Annotated in this window: 15 protein-coding genes and 1 CRISPR repeat array; of the genes, 7 read left to right on the top strand and 8 right to left on the bottom strand. The window is 70.0% G+C overall.

Annotated features, from left to right (window positions below; genetic code table 11):
• The first annotated feature begins 95 nt into the window (after window positions 1-95).
• The 3 genes from ACEU5R_RS30145 to ACEU5R_RS30135 are packed head-to-tail and all read left to right on the top strand — an operon-like array spanning window position 96 to window position 2,025.
• Window positions 96-503, top strand: a complete 408-nt coding sequence (locus ACEU5R_RS30145; protein ID WP_212315445.1) for a carboxymuconolactone decarboxylase family protein — start codon at window positions 96-98, stop codon at window positions 501-503.
• 8 nt (window positions 504-511) lie between these two features.
• Window positions 512-1,117 (top strand): LON peptidase substrate-binding domain-containing protein, encoded by a 606-nt coding sequence (locus ACEU5R_RS30140; RefSeq protein WP_392413471.1) that lies wholly within the window; start codon window positions 512-514, stop codon window positions 1,115-1,117.
• Window positions 1,118-1,134: 17 nt separating this feature from the next.
• Window positions 1,135-2,025 (top strand): hypothetical protein, encoded by an 891-nt coding sequence (locus ACEU5R_RS30135; protein WP_392413469.1) that lies wholly within the window; start codon window positions 1,135-1,137, stop codon window positions 2,023-2,025.
• A 171-nt stretch (window positions 2,026-2,196) separates the two neighbouring features.
• Window positions 2,197-2,646: a CRISPR direct-repeat array (repeat unit 29 nt; unit sequence GTTCTCTGCCGAGTAGGCAGCTTAGAAAA).
• Between the two features lie 105 nt (window positions 2,647-2,751).
• Here ACEU5R_RS30135 and ACEU5R_RS30130 read toward each other — a convergent pair.
• The 4 genes from ACEU5R_RS30130 to imuA form a co-directional block, all read right to left on the bottom strand.
• Window positions 2,752-3,132 carry an I78 family peptidase inhibitor gene (locus ACEU5R_RS30130; protein ID WP_392413467.1) on the bottom strand — a complete coding sequence of 127 codons (381 nt, stop codon included), beginning with the start codon at window positions 3,130-3,132 and terminating at the stop codon, window positions 2,752-2,754.
• Window positions 3,133-3,239: 107 nt separating this feature from the next.
• Entirely contained in the window at window positions 3,240-6,470 is a 3,231-nt protein-coding gene (locus tag ACEU5R_RS30125) for an error-prone DNA polymerase (protein WP_392413465.1), read from the bottom strand.
• Between the two features lie 35 nt (window positions 6,471-6,505).
• Window positions 6,506-7,975 (bottom strand): DNA polymerase Y family protein, encoded by a 1,470-nt coding sequence (locus tag ACEU5R_RS30120; RefSeq protein ID WP_103274686.1) that lies wholly within the window; start codon window positions 7,973-7,975, stop codon window positions 6,506-6,508.
• A complete protein-coding gene (gene imuA, locus ACEU5R_RS30115; protein WP_103274685.1) occupies window positions 7,908-8,606 on the bottom strand; it encodes a translesion DNA synthesis-associated protein ImuA in 699 nt (232 codons plus the stop codon). Before imuA ends, ACEU5R_RS30120 begins: the two co-directional genes overlap by 68 nt.
• Window positions 8,607-8,751: 145 nt before the next feature.
• Here imuA and ACEU5R_RS30110 point away from each other — a divergent pair, with 145 nt between their 5' ends.
• Window positions 8,752-9,042: a nucleotidyltransferase family protein gene (locus ACEU5R_RS30110; protein ID WP_103274684.1), complete on the top strand. Its 291-nt coding sequence runs from the start codon at window positions 8,752-8,754 to the stop codon at window positions 9,040-9,042.
• Window positions 9,039-9,389, top strand: a complete 351-nt coding sequence (locus ACEU5R_RS30105) for a DUF86 domain-containing protein (protein ID WP_392413463.1) — start codon at window positions 9,039-9,041, stop codon at window positions 9,387-9,389. Before ACEU5R_RS30110 ends, ACEU5R_RS30105 begins: the two co-directional genes overlap by 4 nt.
• 25 nt (window positions 9,390-9,414) lie before the next feature.
• On the opposite strand, the gene acs is transcribed toward ACEU5R_RS30105, so the two are convergent.
• The 4 genes from acs to fabG all read right to left on the bottom strand — a co-directional run bounded on the left by acs (window position 9,415) and on the right by fabG (window position 15,134).
• A complete protein-coding gene (gene acs / locus ACEU5R_RS30100) occupies window positions 9,415-11,313 on the bottom strand; it encodes an acetate--CoA ligase (RefSeq protein WP_392413472.1) in 1,899 nt (632 codons plus the stop codon).
• 180 nt (window positions 11,314-11,493) lie between these two features.
• A complete protein-coding gene (locus tag ACEU5R_RS30095; protein ID WP_392413462.1) occupies window positions 11,494-12,816 on the bottom strand; it encodes an aspartate aminotransferase family protein in 1,323 nt (440 codons plus the stop codon).
• Between the two features lie 49 nt (window positions 12,817-12,865).
• Window positions 12,866-14,287, bottom strand: coding sequence for an APC family permease (locus ACEU5R_RS30090; RefSeq protein WP_392413460.1), 1,422 nt, complete (start codon window positions 14,285-14,287; stop codon window positions 12,866-12,868).
• Window positions 14,288-14,363: 76 nt separating this feature from the next.
• A complete protein-coding gene (fabG, locus tag ACEU5R_RS30085) occupies window positions 14,364-15,134 on the bottom strand; it encodes a 3-oxoacyl-ACP reductase FabG (RefSeq protein ID WP_392413458.1) in 771 nt (256 codons plus the stop codon).
• A gap of 266 nt (window positions 15,135-15,400) precedes the next feature.
• Here fabG and ACEU5R_RS30080 point away from each other — a divergent pair, with 266 nt between their 5' ends.
• Complete coding sequence (locus ACEU5R_RS30080) at window positions 15,401-16,402, top strand: phosphotransferase enzyme family protein (RefSeq protein ID WP_392413457.1); 1,002 nt, start codon at window positions 15,401-15,403, stop codon at window positions 16,400-16,402.
• 75 nt (window positions 16,403-16,477) lie between these two features.
• A partial coding sequence (locus ACEU5R_RS30075) for an AraC family transcriptional regulator (protein WP_392413455.1) occupies window positions 16,478-17,529 on the top strand: 1,052 nt, incomplete at its 3' end.

Below are 17,529 nucleotides of genomic sequence, written 5' to 3'. Positions count from 1 at the left end.
CCGGTGTTTTGGGGGGGCCCGTTATCTTAACATCGGGGGGTTGGGGGGGGCGCCCGCCCGCCCCCCCCCCGATCGCCATACTGGGAGGAAGGGCCATGGCCACGGTGCGCTTGCTGTCGGACGAGGAAGTCCGCGCGATTCCCGAGGCGTGGGCGGTGTTCGAGGACATCCGCGCCACGCGCAAATCCGATTTCGTCAACAACTTCTGGCGCGCCCTGGCTAACGATCCGCCGCAGCTGCGGCGGGTCTGGGAACAGCTCAAGCAGGTCATGATGGCGGACGGCGAGCTGTCGCCGCTGGTGCGCGAGCTGATCTACATCGCCGTGTCAACGGCCAATGGCTGCGGCTACTGCATCCATTCCCATACGGCGGCGGCCAGGGCCAAGGGCATGACCGACGGCCAGCACGCCGAGCTGCTGGCCGTGATCGGCATGGCGGCCCAGACCAATGCGCTGGTCACGTCCATGCAGGTGCCGGTGGACGAGGCTTTCCTGGTCAAATAGGCGGCGTCATGGCGCTGATCCCGTTGTTTCCGCTATCGCGCGCGCTGTTTCCGGGCGGCGTGCTGCACTTGCGCGTGTTCGAGGTGCGCTACCTGGACATGGTGCGCCGCTGCATCGCCGACGGCACCGGCTTTGGCGTGGTGGCGCTGCTGTCGGGCAACGAGGTCCGCAGCCCCGAGGGCCAGGAGACGCTGGCGCCGGTGGGCACGATGGCGCGCATCGAATCCTGGGACGCGCCGATGCCCGCGCTGCTGGCGCTGCGCTGCGTGGGCGCGGGCCGATTCCGGCTGCATGCCAGCCAGCTGGCAAAATACGGGCTTTGGATGGGCGAGGCCGAGGCCATCGCCGACGACCCGCCGGCCGAGGTGCCGGCGGACCTGCAGGATTGCGCCGACGCGCTGGGCAGGCTGATCGCGGGCTGGCAGCGCGAGGGCGTGCCGGCCGAGCACATGCCGCTGGCGCCGCCGTTCCGGCTGGACGACTGCGGCTGGGTGGCCGACCGCTGGTGCGAGCTGCTGCCGCTGCCGGCGGCCGAGCAGGCCCGGCTGCTGGCGCTGTCCGACCCCGTGGCGCGCCTGGCCGCCGTGCGGCAGGCGCTGCGGGACGCGAGCTGAAATTTTTCTTGGATGTTATGGAAATCAGAATTGACGAGGGCCTGCGGGCCTATATCGACCCCTTGACCGAAGACGAGTCCGCCGCGCTGGAACGCAGCCTGCTGGCCGAAGGCTGCCGGGACGCGCTGGTGCTGTGGGGCGACCTGCTGATCGACGGGCACAACCGCTACGCGCTGTGCAGGAAACACAATATTCCGTTCGAGACGCGCCAGAACACCAGCTTCAAGTCCATCGAGGACGTGTATCTCTGGATGATCGAGAACCACTTGGGCCGGCGCAGCGTGTCGGACTTCCAGCGCGGCGTGCTGGCGCTGCGCAAGCGCGAGATCCTGCAATCGCGCAGCACGCCGCCCTGGGACGAGGGCGTGCGGGCGGAAGGCGATGAGTCCGTGCCGACCGTCGCGAGCCATGCCGGCGGTTACGCCGAGGGTGACGGCGCGGGTCCCAAGCCCGTCGTGATGTCCCAGGCCCAGGGCCGCGCCGAGCTGTCGCGCCAGGCGCTGGCGCGCGCGGCGCGCATCAGTAGCAGCACGCTGGGCCAGATCGAGAAGATCCAGAAGGAAGCCGCGCCGGAACTGGTGCGGGCCGTCAAGGCCGGCGAGATCTCCATCAACGCGGCCGCCGCCGTGGCCTCGCTGCCGCAGGAACGCCAGGCCGCCGCGGCCACGGCCGGACGCAAGGAACTGCGCGAGGCCGCCCGCGAAGCCCGCCAGGCCAAGGCCCCGCCGCCGCGCGAGGCGCCGCCCGAGGTGCCGGTGGAAGAGATCGAGGATCTGCCCGCCGAAGTCACGCGCCTGCGCGCGGTGCTGGCGCGCGTGACCGAGGAGCGCGATCAGTTGAAGAAGAAGGTGGCGAACCTGACGGTGGCGCTGTCCGAGGCGCGCAAGGCGGGTGGTGGGGATGATTGAGCGGGGTGGGGATTCCAGGGGGAGGGAGGCCGCTGCGCGGAACCCTTTTTTTGACGGCTGATTAAATGCCAATGGAATCAATGGCTTGTAAATGAGCTTGGGATTTGGGTGTTTAATGCGTGAGGCGTTGTTTTTTCTTTGAAATCAAATGGCTGTGTGGATTTAGGCACAGTTCTCTGCCGAGTAGGCAGCTTAGAAAGAACCGCCCGGGCTCATCTATCAGGCGTTCCCGTTCTCTGCCGAGTAGGCAGCTTAGAAAAACTCGCCACTATGGGTCTACATCGACAACCAGTTCTCTGCCGAGTAGGCAGCTTAGAAAAGTGAGCGCGAGCAGACCAGCGGCCTGTTGCAGTTCTCTGCCGAGTAGGCAGCTTAGAAAAAGGCGCGATTCCTCGGTCAATTGGCGCAGGAGTTCTCTGCCGAGTAGGCAGCTTAGAAAATCACGACCACACTAAAGAGCTGCGCGCCGCCGTTCTCTGCCGAGTAGGCAGCTTAGAAAATCTCGAATTCCACCACCTCGGCCGTTTCCAGCGTTCTCTGCCGAGTAGGCAGCTTAGAAAAATCTGCTTCGCTACGACATCTTGCGGCAGCGGTTCTCTGCCGAGTAGGCAGCTTAGAAAATCATCGGCACGACGCTGTAGCCGATGAGGCCGCGTACGCTGCCGAACAGGCAGTTTCAACCATGCCGAGTAACAGCTGTTCCCCGGCATGACCATCCCCGGCATCTCACCCGCAACGGATCGCCGTCATCACATCCTTGTCATCGACGATCAGGTTCAACCGGGTGTCGTTGTATTCCATCGTGACCAGCTGGCCGGGCCGCAGCATGCGGGCGGTCTGGCTGCCGCTGCGCGAGCGCAGGTCTTCCAGCACGGCAGGGGTGGCTTTCTTGCCGATCTCGGATTGCAGGGCGCTGGCGTCGCAGGTCTTGCCGGACGGGCCGCTGGCCATCGGGCTGTAGCTGGATCCTGACGAGGTTCCGCTGCTGGCGGCGGGCGCGCTGGAGCTGGTATCCGAGGACGGGCTGGACGAGGAGCGGGGCGCGCCGGTGTTGGCGCAGGCGCTCAGCGTGGCGGCCAGCAGGACGGGAATCAGCTTGCGGATCATAGAGGGCTCCTTGCTACTACATGAACTACGCGAAAATGCCGCGCGGACCGGGATGCATGTCGGGTCCGCGCGAGAAAACATGATAGACCAGACAGAGACGGGCCGCCTCAATGGAAGTTCCGGCTCTGCGTGCTCAGTCCGCCCAGCAGATCGGACATATCCACCAGCCGCTGCGCGATCAGGTGGCGCACGCCGTCCACGTTCTGCCAGGCGCCATAGACGCCCAGCAGGCTGGAGCCGAGCAGCTCGCGGCGCTGGCGCTCGATCAGCTCGGTGCGCACCACCACGTTGACCGGGCCGGTCTCGTCCTCCAGCGTCACGAAGATCACGCCCTTGGCGGTCTGCGGCCGTTGCCGCACGGTGACGATGCCGCAGGCGCGCGCCACGCGCCGGTGCGGATAGGTGTTGAGCACGGCGGCGGGCTGGAAGTTGCGCGCGGCCAGTTGCGGGCGCAGCAGGGCCACCGGATGGCTGCGCAGGGTCAGCCCGACGCTGCGGTAGTCGGCGGCCACCGATTGACCTTCGTCCGGCGCGCTTAGCGCCGGGGCCTGGACGTCATGGATGGCGGCGTGCCTGAGCAGGTCGCGGCTGCTGGCGCTGGCGGCGGCTTCCCAGCTGGCCTGGCGGCGGTGGCCGGCCAGTGTGCGCAGCGCGTCGCCGGCGGCCAGCGCGTTCAGTTCGTGCCGCGTGAGCGCGGCGCGGCGCGCCAGGTCGCCGGTGTCGGCATAGGGCGCCTGCGCGCGCGCGGCCTCGATGCGCCGGGCGGCTTCCTCGCGCAGGCCCTGAACCAGGCTCAGGCCCAGGCGCACGGCGGGGCGCGGCTCGCCGGCGGGCGGCGCGTGGGGATGGGCCCGGCGCGGGGTGGCGAGAGCCTCGGGCGGCGGCGTTTCCAGCGCCGAGTCCCAGCCGCTGTGCATCACGTCGGGCGGCAGCACGCGCACGCCATGGCGACGGGCGTCCTGCACCAACTGGGCCGGCGCGTAGAAACCCATGGGCTGGGAATTGAGCAGGGCGGCCAGGAAGGCCTCGGGCTCGTGGCGCTTGAGCCAGGAGCTGGCGTAGGCCAGCAGCGCGAAGCTGGCGGCGTGGCTTTCGGGAAAGCCGTATTCGCCGAAGCCCTCGATCTGGCGGAACAGCGCTTCGGCGAAGTCCAGCGTGTAGCCGTGGGCCAGCAGGCCGCCGACCAGCTTGACGCGGTATTTGTCGACGCCGCCCTTGCGCTTCCAGGCGGCCATGGAGCGGCGCAACTGGTCGGCGTCGCCGGGCGTGAAGCCGGCCGCCACCACGGCGATCTGCATGACCTGTTCCTGGAAGATCGGCACGCCCATGGTGCGCGAGAGCACGTTGCGCACCTTTTCGCTGGGATAGGTTTCGTCTTCCTTGCCCTGGCGTCGGCGCAGGTAGGGATGCACCATGCCGCCCTGGATCGGCCCCGGCCGCACGATGGCCACCTGCACCACCAGGTCGTAATACTTGCGCGGCCGCAGCCGGGGCAGCATGCTCATCTGCGCGCGCGACTCGATCTGGAACACGCCGATGGTGTCGGCGTCGCAGATCATGTCGTAGGTCGGATCGTCGCCTGGCGGGATGTCCTGCAGCCGCAGCGGCGCGCCGCGACGCTGGCCGGCCAGCTCCAGCGTGCGGCGCAGCGCCGACAGCATGCCCAGCGCCAGCACGTCGACCTTCAGCAGCTTGAGCGCGTCCAGGTCGTCCTTGTCCCACTGCACCACGCTGCGGTCGGGCATGGCGGCGTTCTCGATCGGCACCAGGCGCGAGAGCTTGCCGCGCGAGATCACGAAGCCGCCCGGGTGCTGCGACAGGTGGCGCGGAAAGCCCATCAGCGTCTGCGCCAGCCAGGCCCATTGCCGCGCCACGCGCGAGTCCGGGTCCAGCCCGCAGGCGCCCAGCGTGCGCAGCATTTCCTTCTTGCCGTCCCACCACTGGTGCGCGCGCGCCACCGCGTCGATCACGCCGTTGTCCACGCCAAGCGCGCGGCCGGTGTCGCGCAGCACGCTGCGCGGTCGATAAGAGATGACCACCGCGGTCAGCGCGGCGCGGTCGCGGCCATACTTGTCGTAGATGTACTGGATCACTTCCTCGCGGCGCTGGTGCTCGAAGTCCACGTCGATGTCGGGCGGTTCGTTGCGCTCCTTGCTGATGAAGCGCTCGAACAGCGCGTGGCCGCGTATCGGGTCGACCTCGGTGATGCCCAGGCAGTAGCAGACGGCCGAGTTGGCGGCCGAGCCCCGACCCTGGCACAGGATGCCCTGGCCGCGCGCGAACTGGACGATGTCGTAGACGGTCAGGAAATACGCCTCGTATTGCAGGTCGCGGATCAGGCCCAGCTCTTTCTCGATCTGGGTGGCGATCGCCTCGGGCACGCCCTGCGGGAAGCGGCGCGCGGCGCCGGCCTGCGTCTCCTGGCGCAGGTAGGTGGCGGGCGTGTGGCCCGGTGGCACGATCTCGTCCGGATACTCGTAGCGCAGCTCGTCCAGCGAGAAGCCGCAGCGCCGCGCCACCGCCAGCGTCTGCGCCAGCGCCTCGGGCGGGTACAGGCTGGCCAGCCGCATGCGCGTGCGCAGGTGGCGCTCGGCGTTGCCGGCTAGCGCGTAGCCGCAGCGCGACACCGGCTGGTGGCTGCGGATGCCGGCCAGCGTGTCGTGCAGCGGCTGGCGCGAGCGCAGGTGCATCTGGACCTGGCCCAGCGCCACCAGCGGCAGCCCGGCTTCCCGCGCGGCCGCCACGGTGGCGTCGCGGTGCAGATCCTCGCGGGAACGGTGCAGCAGGGTCAGCCCGACCCAGGCGCGGCGCGGGAACACGCGCGCCAGCCAGCGCGCCTGCTCGGCGACGCGGGCGGCGTCGGCGCCGTACTCGGGCGTCAGGATGGCCAGGCATTCGGGCAGGCCGCGCAGGTGCGCGCAGCCGGGCGGCGGATCGGTGAAGTCCTCGGGCGCCAGCCGGTACTCGCCCTTGGGCGCGCGCGAGCGCGCCAGCGTGATCAGCTCGGACAGGTTGCCGTAGCCCTCGCGCGTCTGCGCCAGCAGGGTCAGGCCCAGCGGCGCCGCGTCGGGCGCGGCGCGCAGCTGGAAGCAGGCGCCGATGAGCAGCGGCAGGTTGAGCTTCTTTGCCTCCATGTGCGCGCGCACCACGCCGGCCAGGCTGCACTCGTCGGTGATGGCCAGGGCTGCATAGCCCAGCTCGGCGGCGCGGGCGGCCAGCTCTTCCGGATGCGAGGCGCCTTGCAGGAACGAGAAATTGCTCTGGCAGTGCAGCTCGGCGTAGCCGGGCAGCAGGGCCAGGAGTTCCGGGGCGTCGGCGGGATCGTCGGTCGGGCGCATGGGACGGATGCAGGGGGCAGAACGGCGGGCCGGCGTCAGGCGTACAGCCCGTGCAGGAACCAGCGCGCGTGCTCGGCGTCGCGCTCGCGGTAGATCCAGTAGCGCGCGGCGGCTTCGTCCTCGGCGACGAAGTAGTCGCGCACGGTCAGCTGCGGATCCCACCAGCCGCTCTCGATGCGCTCGGGACCGCGCATCAGCCGCAGCGCCTGGCCCCGATACTGCGGGCGGTCGCCGGCCAGGCGCAGCGGCTGCGGCGGATCCAGCAGCCAGAAGGGACGGTCCAGCAGCGCCGGCAGCGGCTCGGCGCCGGCGGGCGCTTGCAGCGCGTCGCCCCAGGCATTGGCGGCCTCGGGCCTGTGATCGGCCTGGGGCCGGGCGCGGCGCACGCGTTCGCGGCCCAGCCGTGCGCTGAGCAGGTCCAGCAGCCGCGCCTGGTCCTCGGCGGTGCCGCCGGGTTCGGGAAACAGCGTGGCGCTGGCGGCGGGCTGGGCCACGGTCTCGGGCGCCAACAGGGCCACGGCGATGACCGGGTCGGTCAGCGTCATGCGGCCCAGCTTCTCGCGCAGCAGGCCGAGGATCTGCGCCGGCTGCCAGGCTGGTTGCGACAGCGCCAGTTCCAGCTCGGTGGGCGGGCGCGCGCGGCGGCCGCGCTCGTGCTCCAGGCTGAGCGTGATCTTGCGCACCGCCAGCTGGCTCGCGGCCAGCCAGCCGCCCAGCTGTTCGGCCAGCCGTCGGGCCACGGCCAGCACCGCGTCGGTGTGCTCCAGGTATTCCATCAGCTCGATGCGGCGGGCGAAGCGCGCCGGCGGCTCGATCCAGCGCTGCGGCTCGGGCGCCAGACCATAGGCGGCGTCCAGCGCCGCCAGCAGTTCGGGCGCGCTGCGCCGCTGCAGGCCGGCGCGCGGCAGGGCGCGCAGGTCGCCCAGCGTGGCGCAGCCGATGTCCTGCAGCCAGTCCAGGCGCGGCCGCGCCGGGGGCAGCAGGGCCAGCGGCAGCGCGTCGAGCCTGCGAACGAGCGTGGGCAGGGTCAGCACCCGCCGGCAGGCGCGCCGTTCGCGGCGCTGCGCCAGCAGCCAGGCGCCGGCGGCGGTGGGCGCCATGCCCAGCGACACCCGCAAGTCCAGCGCCCGCAACGTGGCGGCGACCCGGCGCGCCAGTGCGCGCGGGCCACGGAAGAATTGCAGGCTGGCGCCCACGCCCAGCAGCACGGTGGCCTCGTCGGCCAGCGCGACCTCGGGCGTGTATTGCAGCAGGGCCAGCGCCGCGCCCTGCAGCGCGTCGGCCTCGGCCTGCGGACTGCGCGGCAGCAGCTCGACCTGGGGCGCGATGGCGGCGGCGCCGGCGCGCCGCATGTCCAGCCGCACGCCCGCAAGGCGCGCGGCCGGGGTCAGGGCGATCACGCGCTCCTGCTCCAGCACGGCGTACGCCTGGGCGTCGTCAGGCCAGTGCGGGCGTATGGCGTCCAGCGGCAGGCAGCGCAGGCAGGCGGCGATCCAGAGGCGCATGGCGGGCGGGTGTTTCGAAGGCGCCGGGCTCCAGGCCCACGTGCAGCGGCGTATCGCAGGCAGGCCCCCGGCGCTTGAGGATATGGACGGACAGTCCGCCCGGCGCGGGCGCCAGCGCCAGCCGCAAGGGGGCGGGCGTGGCGTGGGCGGCGGCGGCGGACGGACGCAGGGCGACGAACAGCAGGTCGCTGGCCTGGGCCGCCAGATGCAGCCGGCGCAGCGATTCGGGGCGGACCTGGGGCAGCCAGCAGAGCAGGGCGCCGCAGCTGCCGTTCCTGAGGATCTGCTCGGCGGCCCAGAGCGCGTCTGCCGGTTTTTCAGGGCAGACCCAGAGCAACTGCCGGGGATCCAGCCGCCAGCTCATCCAGCTGACGATATTGGGCGCGTGCGGCGGCTGCACCAGCGCGATCGGACGCCGCGTCTCCAGCTGGGACAGGGCCGGGCGCAGCAGGCGGATCTCGCCCACGCCGGGATGCGGAGACAGCAGCTCGACCAGGCTGCCCATCGGCCAACCGCCATCCGGCAGCTCGGCCGACAGCGCCGCATGTCCGGTCGGCAGGCAGCGCGCCGCCCCGCGCGCCAGCTGGGTGGCGCGCCACAAGGCGGGATGGATGCGTTCGGGGGACTGCATGGCGGGGTGGCCGAGGGGCGCGGCGGGTTGCTGTTTATTACTGTATAAATATACAGCATATGGCGTCGGTCAGACGTAACCTGATGCGATTGAATCTGGATGGCCGATTGCCTATGATCCCTAGGAATCCGACGAGTAACAGACCATGCGACCATCCCTAGTGCTCGATTTGAAGCGAAGCGCGGTACGCGAGGCGGCAAGCCGCTACCGCACCGAGAACGTGCGCGTCTTCGGCTCGGCGTTGTACGGCACCGACCAGGAAGGCAGCGATCTGGATTTACTGGTCGACGCGTTGCCCGGCGCCACGCTGTTTGACCTGGGCGGCCTGCAGGATGAGCTGGAGATGTTGCTCGGCATCCACGTCGATCTGCTGACACCGGCGGATTTGCCTGCGGCATTCCGCGAACAGGTGCTTGCGGAAGCGCGGCCGGTATGAGCGTGAATCGCCTGTCCGACTACCTGGACCATATCCGCCAGGCTGCGGTCGACGCCCGTAGTTTCGTACAGGGAATGACCAAGAGCGATTTCCTTGCGGACAGACGCACCCAGCAAGCCGTCATCATGAGCCTGGTCATCATTGGCGAGGCGGCCACGAAAATCATGGACCGTCACGCCGATTTCGTCCTGGCCCAGCCGGATGTGCCTTGGCGCAGCATGCGTGGGATGCGCAACCGTGTCGCGCACGGTTATTTCGATATCAATCTGGATGTAGTCTGGGAAACCGTGCGGACGGCGTTGCCGGCGCTGCTGGCAGACTTGCCGGGACCGGACGAACTTTCCTGACGCGTCTCTATTTACTGACGCGCCTCTATCCGACCCTCCTGAGCTGCTCGATCGCCGCCGGATTCTCCAGCGTGGAAATGTCCTGCGTGATCGGATCGTCGTTGGCGATCGCGCGCAGCAGGCGGCGCATGATCTTGCCGGAGCGCGTCTTGGGCAGGCTGCCGGCGTAGCGGATCTCCCTGGGCTTGGCGATGGGTCCGATCTCGCGCGCGATCCAGGCGCGCAGCTCGGCGGAGATCCGCGCGGCGGCCGCGTCGTCGGGCGGGCCGCCCTTGGGCACGACGAAGGCGACGATGGCCTCGCCGGTCAGCGCGTCGTGGCGGCCGACCACGGCGGCCTCGGCCACTTCCGGGTGCGCGACCAGCGCCGACTCGACCGCCATGGTGCCCAGGCGGTGCCCGGATACGTTCAGCACGTCGTCGATCCGGCCCGTGATCGTGTAGTAGCCGGTGGCCGGGTCGCGCAGGGCGCCGTCGCCGGCCAGGTAGGTCTTGCCGCCCAGCTCGGCTGGGAAATAAGTCTGCAGGAAACGCGCGTCGTCGCCCCAGAGGGTGCGCAGCATGGCGGGCCAGGGGCGCGTGAACACCAGCGAGCCGCCTTGCCCGTCCGGCGTTTCGCGGCCGGTCTCGTCGACGATGCGCGCGCCGATGCCGGGCAGGGGCAGCGTGCAGGATCCGGGCGCGAGCGGGGTGGCGCCGGGCAGCGGAGCGATCAGCGGGCCGCCGGTCTCGGTCTGCCACCAGGTGTCGACGACCGCGCAGCGGCCCTTGCCGACTTCCTCGTGATACCAGCGCCAGACCGTCGGGTTGATGGGCTCGCCGGCCGTGCCGAGCACGCGCAAGGTGTCCAGCCCGTAGTGCCGGGGATGCGCGTGCGGATGTTCGTGCGCGCCCTTGATCAGCGCGCGGATCGCGGTCGGCGCGGTGTAGAAGATGGACACCCGGTGCCGGTCGATCATGCGCCAGAAGCGGCCCGGATCGGGGTGCGTGGGCAGGCCTTCATAGACGAGCTGGGTCGTGCCGCAGAGCAGCGGGGCGTAGGCGACGTAGGTGTGGCCGGTGATCCAGCCGATGTCGGCGGTGCACCAGAATACGTCCTCGGGCTTCAGGTCGAAGGTCCAGCGCAAGGTCTGCGCGGCCCACAGCAGATAGCCGGCCGTGGCGTGCTGCACGCCCTTGGGCTTGCCGGTGGAGCCGGAGGTGTAGAGCACGAACAGCGGATGCTCCGCGTCCACCCATTCGGGCTCGCAGTGTTCGGGCTGGGCGCCGGCGGCTTCGTGCAGCCAGGCGTCGCGCGCCGCGTCCCAGTCGATCCCGGCGCCGGTGCGACGGTACACGAACACGCGGCGCACGCCGTCGCAGCCGCCCATGGCCAGCGCTTCGTCGGCGATGCGCTTGAGCGGCAGCGTCTTGCCGCCGCGCACCTGCTCGTCCGCGGTGATCAGCAGGCGGGCGCCGATGTCGACGATGCGTTCGTTCAGCGACTTGGCCGAGAAGCCGCCGAAGACCACCGAGTGGATCGCGCCGATCCGATTGCAGGCCTGCATGGCGACGATGGCCTCGACCGACATGGGCAGGTAGATCGCCACCCGGTCGCCGCGCTGGATGCCGCAGGCCTTCATGGCGTTGGCCAGTTGGCAGACGCGCGCCAGCAGGGCGCGGTAGCTGATCGGTGTCACCGCGCCGTCGTCGGCTTCGAAGACAATGGCGGTGCGCTCGCCCAGCCCGCTGGCGACGTGCCGGTCCAGGCAATTGAAGGACGCATTGAGCCGGCCGTCGCCGAACCAGCGGTAAAAGGGCGCATGAGAATCGTCCAGCACCTGGGTGAACGGCTTGCGCCAAGCCAGCGTCTCGCGCGCCAGGCGCGCCCAGAATCCCGCGTTGTCCCGTTCGGCCTCGTCGACCAGCGCCCGGTAGGCGTCCATGCCGGCGATGTTGGCGGCGGCCGCGACACGGGGTGCTGGCGCGATCAGTTCCTGCGCGGCTCCGGCGGGCGAGGCCGGGGCTGCATCGGGGCCGCTGTCGCGGGCGGTGGCGTGCTTCATGTCCGATCTCCTGGTGTCTGCGTCCGGGCGTCTGGCCGCCCGGCGTCGTTGCGTGAGGGGTCAGCCGGCGGCCAGCAGTTGTCCGGCCGCGTCCAGCAGCAGGTCGCAATGCTCGGTCGAGAACGGCAGGGGCGGACGGATCTTCAGCACATTGCCGGCGGCGGCGCAGGTGCTGACCAGGATGCGGCGCTGGCGCAGGCCGTTCACCAGGCGCAGCGCCTCGCGCGTGTCGGGCGCGCCCGCCTGGTCGACGATCTCGACGCCCAGGTACAGGCCCGCGCCGCGCACGTCGCCGATGCGCGCGTCGGCGCGTTGCAGGCGTTCGAAGCCGTCCTTCAAATACTGGCCGACCTGGGCGGAACGCTCGATCAGCCGCTCGTCGCGGAGCACGTCCAGCACCGCCGAGGCGGCGGCGCAGCAGACCGTGTTGCCGCCGAAGGTGTTGAAGTAGCCCGAGCGCTCGGAGAACGAGGCCATCAGCTCGGGCCGCGCGACCACGGCCGCTATCGGCATGCCGTTGCCCATGGGCTTGCCCATCACCACCAGGTCGGGCGTGATGCCGTGGCGACTGAAGCCCCACATGCCGGCGCCGGTGCGGCCGAAGCCTGGCTGCACCTCGTCGGCGATGTAGACGCCGCCATGGCGCCGCACGGTCTCGGCCGCCGCGCGCAGGAAGCCGGGCGGGTCGGCGTACAGCCCGTCGCTGGAAAAGATCGAATCGAAGATCGCGCCGGCGAAGCGGATGCCGTGCCGGCGCAGGTCGGCGATGGCCTGCTCGATGCCGGCGGCGAAGGACTGGGATACGTCCTCGCCGCTTCGACCCGGCGGGGGCGCGGGCACCGTGCGCACATGGACGCCCAGCGGCACGCCGGGGCCGAAGGCGGGCGTGATCTCGGCCACGGCGGTGGAATGGCCGTGATAGGCGAAGCGCGTCACGATGAAGCCGGCGCCGCCCGTGTGATAGCGCGCCATGCGCAGGGCCAGGTCCACGCTTTCGGTGCCGCTGCTGGTGAAGAGCAGGTTGGACAGGGCCTCGGGAAAGGTCGCCAGCAGCCTTTCGGCATAGGCGTAGACCACCTCGGACAGGTAGCGCGTGTGCGTGTTCAACTGCGCGGCCTGGCGCGCCACGGCGTCGACGACGCGCGGATGGCAGTGTCCGACCGAGGGCACGTTGTTGTAGGCGTCCAGGTAGGCGCGGCCTTCATGGTCGTACAGCCAGACGCCCTCGGCGCGCGTGATGTGGACCGGATCTTCATAGAACAGCGGCACCGCGGCGCCGAAGATCCGCTGGCGGCGTTCGATCAGGCCTCGGATGGTCGGGTCGGCGACGGCCGCCGAGGCGGGGTCGTAGGTGTTCAGCGCGAGCATGCTGTCAGCGGACATGCCAGGTCTCCACAATGAGGGAAAGCAGCGGGGAAGAAGAGCGGGGGGTTCACAGGTCGAGCGCCGGAGGCAGCCGCTGGAAGACGCGCGTCTTGGCCAGCAGGTAGGCGATGCCGGCGGCCAGCCAGACGGTGCCGAGGATCTGGGCCAGCGTGTCCATGTGCGCCCACACGTAGAGGATGATGGCCAGCCCGACGGCGGGCAGCAGCAGGTAGCGCAGGTGCTGCGCGCCGCGAGGCCGGAGGCGGCTGCCGTCGGCCAGCTCGCCGCCGCCGCGCACGTAGTACAGCCAGACGACCGAGATGTTGAGCGCGGCGAAGGCGAACATCGCGCCGTAGTTGACCAGATTGGACAGCGTTTCCATGTTGGCGAAGTTGCCGAGCGCGAACTCGATGGCGCAGATCAGCAGGATGCTCCAGTGTGGTGTGCGCCAGCGCCGGTTGACGCGGGCGAAGACCGCGCGCGGCAGCAGCTCGTCCCGGCCCATGCCGAACAGCAGGCGGGCTCCGGCGGCGGTGGCGACCACGTTGAACACGCCCAGCGCGGTAAGGTAGCCGACCGTGAAGAACACGCTGAAGGCTTCGCCGCCAGTGGCGCGCGACACCTGGAACAGCGTGGTGTTGAGCCAGGCCTCGTCGCCGATGTGCTGGCGCCAGTCGGGGATGGCCAGCATGGCCACGTAGCCGCAGGCGAACATCGTCAGCGTGCCGATGCCCACGCACCAGTAGATGGCGCGGGGAATGTCGCGCTTGGGCCGGCGGGTTTCCTCGGCCAGCGTGGTGATGGCGTCAAAGCCCAGGAAGCTGAAGATGGCCAGCGAGGTGGCGGCCGCCAGGCTGGAGACGCTGTCGAACTGGAACGGTTGCGTGCTCAGCATCGTGCCCACGCCGGCGCCGTCCACGGCCACCGCGCGGCCCCACACCACGATGGAGGACCAGACCACCAGTTCGCCGAACACCAGCAGCCCCAGTCCGAGCCGGGACATGAGCTGCACGCCGAACAGGTTGACCATGCCGGTGCCGACGGAGAACACGCCCAGCAGCACCCAGTAGGGCACCCCAGGGAGATACTGCTGCGCAAAATAGGCGGAGCTGGACGCGGTGACGGTGGGGATGAGGATGTAGTCCAGCGTCAGCACCCAGCCGGACAGGAAGCCGAAGTACGGATTGCAGCCCCGGCCGACGTAGTTGTAGACCGAGCCGGCCAGCGGGAAATTGCGCACCATCACCGCATAGCTGAAGGCGGTGAACAGCATGGCCACGCCGGCCAGCAGGTAGGGCAGGGCGACGGTGCCGCCGGACAGCTTGAGCAGGATGCCGAAGATGATCGCCGGCGCGATCGGCACCATGTAGTTCAGGCCGAACGCGGTGAGCTGCCAGACGTTCATGCTGCGGTCCAGCTCCTGCACATAACCGTACTTCGAGACATCGTGCTCGGCGTCGGCGGACGCCGGATCCAGGGTGGGCGGCATGGGAGCTCCGTGCGGATGCGGATGGGAAGGGCGCCAGGGGCGATGAGCGGCCTCCGGGCCTGGCACGGGCGGCGGGCTACAGCGCCGCCATGCTTTCGGGCAGGGTCTGGCCGCCATCGATCACCAGCGTCTGCCCGGTGATGAAGCCGGCCTCGCGCGAGGCCAGGAACAGCGCCGCCCAGCCGATGTCGCGCACGCTGCCCAGACGCCGCAGCGGCACCGAGCGCGTCATCTGTTCCAGGTAGTCCGGGCCCATCTCGTTCAGCCCCTCGGTGAGCACGTTGCCGGGCAGGACCGCGTTGATCGTGATGCCGTGGCGCGCCAGTTCCAGCGCGGCGGTGCGCATGAAACCCAGCTGCGCCGCCTTGCTGGCCGCGTAGTGCGCCCAGCCCGGATAGCCGGTGACGGGGCCGGTGATCGACGAGGTCAGGATCACGCGGCCTGCCTCGGCCTGCTTCAGCCAGGGCAGACAGGCCTGCACGGTGTAGAGCGCGCCGCGCGCATTGGTGTTCAGCACCAGGTCCCAGGCCGGCCCGTCGATCTCTTCCAGCGACGCGCTGGGGAAGATGCCGGCGTTGGCGCAGACGATGTCGATGCCGCCATGGTCCCGCGCCACGGCGCGCGCGGCGGCGTCCATCGAGGTGCGGTCGCCGACGTCCGCGGCATAGCCACGCGCCTGGCCGCCGGCGGCGACCAGTGCGTCGGCGCAGGCCTGGGCCGCGTCGCGCGAGCGCGCCATCACGGCCACGCGGACGCCCTGTTCGGCCAGGACTTCGGCGATGCCCTTGCCGATGCCCCGGCTGGCGCCGGTCACCACGGCGACTTTTCCTTGGATGGAAGCAAACATGGCGGGCTCCTGGTTGGATGGAGCCCCATCTTGCGCCGGCGCCGCCGCGCGCGCTTGACCTGCCGGGACAGTTGCTTGATCGGGCGCGACGCCTAGGGTCTACCCTGAGCGGCCATGGGGCGCGGCCATGGCGATCGTCGCGGTCTCCGGGTTGATCCTGAGCCGCCTTGCCGTCCGCGGTCAAAGTTCTGCGCGCCACGGCCTAACGACCGGCGGCCGGCCCGGCTGAAGATGGGGCCACCACGCAGCCCAGCCCGGAGCCCCCCATGGCAGAACGCAACGACGCCGCCTACCGGCGATACATCGATCAGCTGTCCGACCTGGCGCGCAGCGCGCTGCCGTTATACGGCGTGGACACGCGCGCCGACATCGGCCTGCTCAGCCATTCCGAGAACACGGTGTTCCGGATCGAGGACCGGCACGCCGGATTCAAGGCCGCGATGCGGATTCACCGCCCGAATTACCAGACGCGCAACGCCATTCAGACCGAGCTGGACTGGATGCGCGCGCTGAACGAGGCCGGCATCGGCACGCCGCAAGCCTTGCCCGCGCTGGACGGCACGGTGCTGCAGCGCGTCACGCGCGAGCCGGCGGGCACGCGTTATGTAGCGCTGTTCCGCTGGATCGACGGCGGTTTTCCCGATCCGGACAAGCTGGACGCCTCGCAGCGCCACCTGGGCTGGCTCAGCGCCCGCATGCACGCGCAGTCGCGCGCCTGGCGGCGTCCCGGCCATTTCGAGCGCATGGTCTGGGACCACGCCGGCACGGTGGGCCCGGCCGCGCATTGGGGACAGTGGGAACGCGCGCCGGGCCTGACGCCGGCACAGCGCGAGACCCTGCGCCTCACCGAGCGATTGCTGGGTCAACGGCTCGATGCCTTCGGCACAGGGCCGGAGCGCTTCGGCCTGATCCATGCCGACCTGCGCAGCGCCAATCTGCTGGTGGATGGCGAGCGCACCCATGTTATCGATTTCGATGATTGCGGCCTGGGCTGGTTTCTGCATGATATGGCTTCGACGCTCAGCTTCATCGAGCACCGCGCCGACCGGGACCGGCTGATGGATGCCTGGGCCGAGGGCTACTGCCAGGCCGGCAGCCTGTCCCAGGCGGAGCGGGATGAGTTTCCGACGTTCCTGATGCAGCGCCGCCTGCAATTGCTGGCCTGGATGGGCTCGCACAGCGAGACCGATCTGGCCCGCAGCCTGGGCGGCGCCTGGGTCGCGGCGACCGCGGAATTGGGGGCGGACTACATCCGGAAGATGGCTTGACGGCCCCTGCGTCCGGGGAGATGATCCGCCGGAATTGGAAGACCTCCAGCCTTACCGGAATCGAGGAATTGGAGCATGCGTGACACGTCCCCGCGCTTGCGCGCCACGCCCGCGGCGCGGTCGCAGGCGTCGAGCATCCTCTCGGCGGCCGCGACCGGCCTGGTGAGCTTCATCCTGCTCGAGGGCGGCGATCCGGACCGCGTGCTCGGGCTGGCCGGCGTGAGCGCCACGGCGCTGGGGCAGCCCGCCAGCAGCCTCGGACTCGACCTATATTGCCGGGTCATGGAGCAGGCGGCGGCCGATACCTGCAACGGCAACTTCGGCCTGCGTTACGGACAGCAGTACGAGCCGGGCCAGCTGGGTCTGCTGGGCTATGTCGCGCTGGCCTCGCCGACGGTGGGTGCGGCCTTCGAGAACATCGGCGGATTGTTCCATCATCACCAGCAGCGTTCCATCCTGCGCGTGGTGCGCCAGCCTGAGCTGAGCCGCATCGAATATCAGATCCTGGATCGCAGCATCGCCGCGCGACGCCAGGACGCCGAGCTGTCGCTGGGCATGTTCTTCAACATCCTGCGCCACGCGCTGGGCAGCCGCTGGTCGCCTGAGGCCGTGCTGTTCGAGCATGCGCGTCCGGAGTCCTGGCCCGAGCACGAGCGCAGCTTCGGCGCGCCGGCGCTGTTCGCGCAGCCCTGCAACGCCATCGTGCTGCCGACGCGGCAGCTGGACGCGCCCATGCCCGGCGCCGACGCCCATCTGCTGGCGCTGCTGCGGCACAACCTGGTTCAGCTGGGGCTGGCGGGCATGCCGGGCGAATCGCTGGTCGAGCGCGCCGCCGCCGCCATCCGCCGCCAGCTGGCCGACGGCGAGCCTTCGCTCGACGATGTGGCGCGGGCGCTGAACATCCCGAACTGGACGCTGCAGCGGCGCCTGCGCAACCACGGCTGCACCTATCAGGAGCTGCTGCTGGAGGTGCGCCGCGAGCTGGCGCTCAACTATCTGAAGGATCGCGAGATCCAGATTTCCGAACTGGCTTTCCTGCTCGGTTATTCCGAGATCAGCGCGTTTTCCCGCGCCTTTCACCGCTGGCTGGGCATGTCGCCCAGCGAGTGGCGGCGCGGCTACCTGGA

It is taken from the genome of Achromobacter sp. 413638 (assembly GCF_043119405.1).
Lineage (GTDB): Bacteria > Pseudomonadota > Gammaproteobacteria > Burkholderiales > Burkholderiaceae_B > Achromobacter.
Note: the sequence above shows the minus strand (reverse complement) of the source record. Positions and strands in the feature narration are given on the sequence as shown.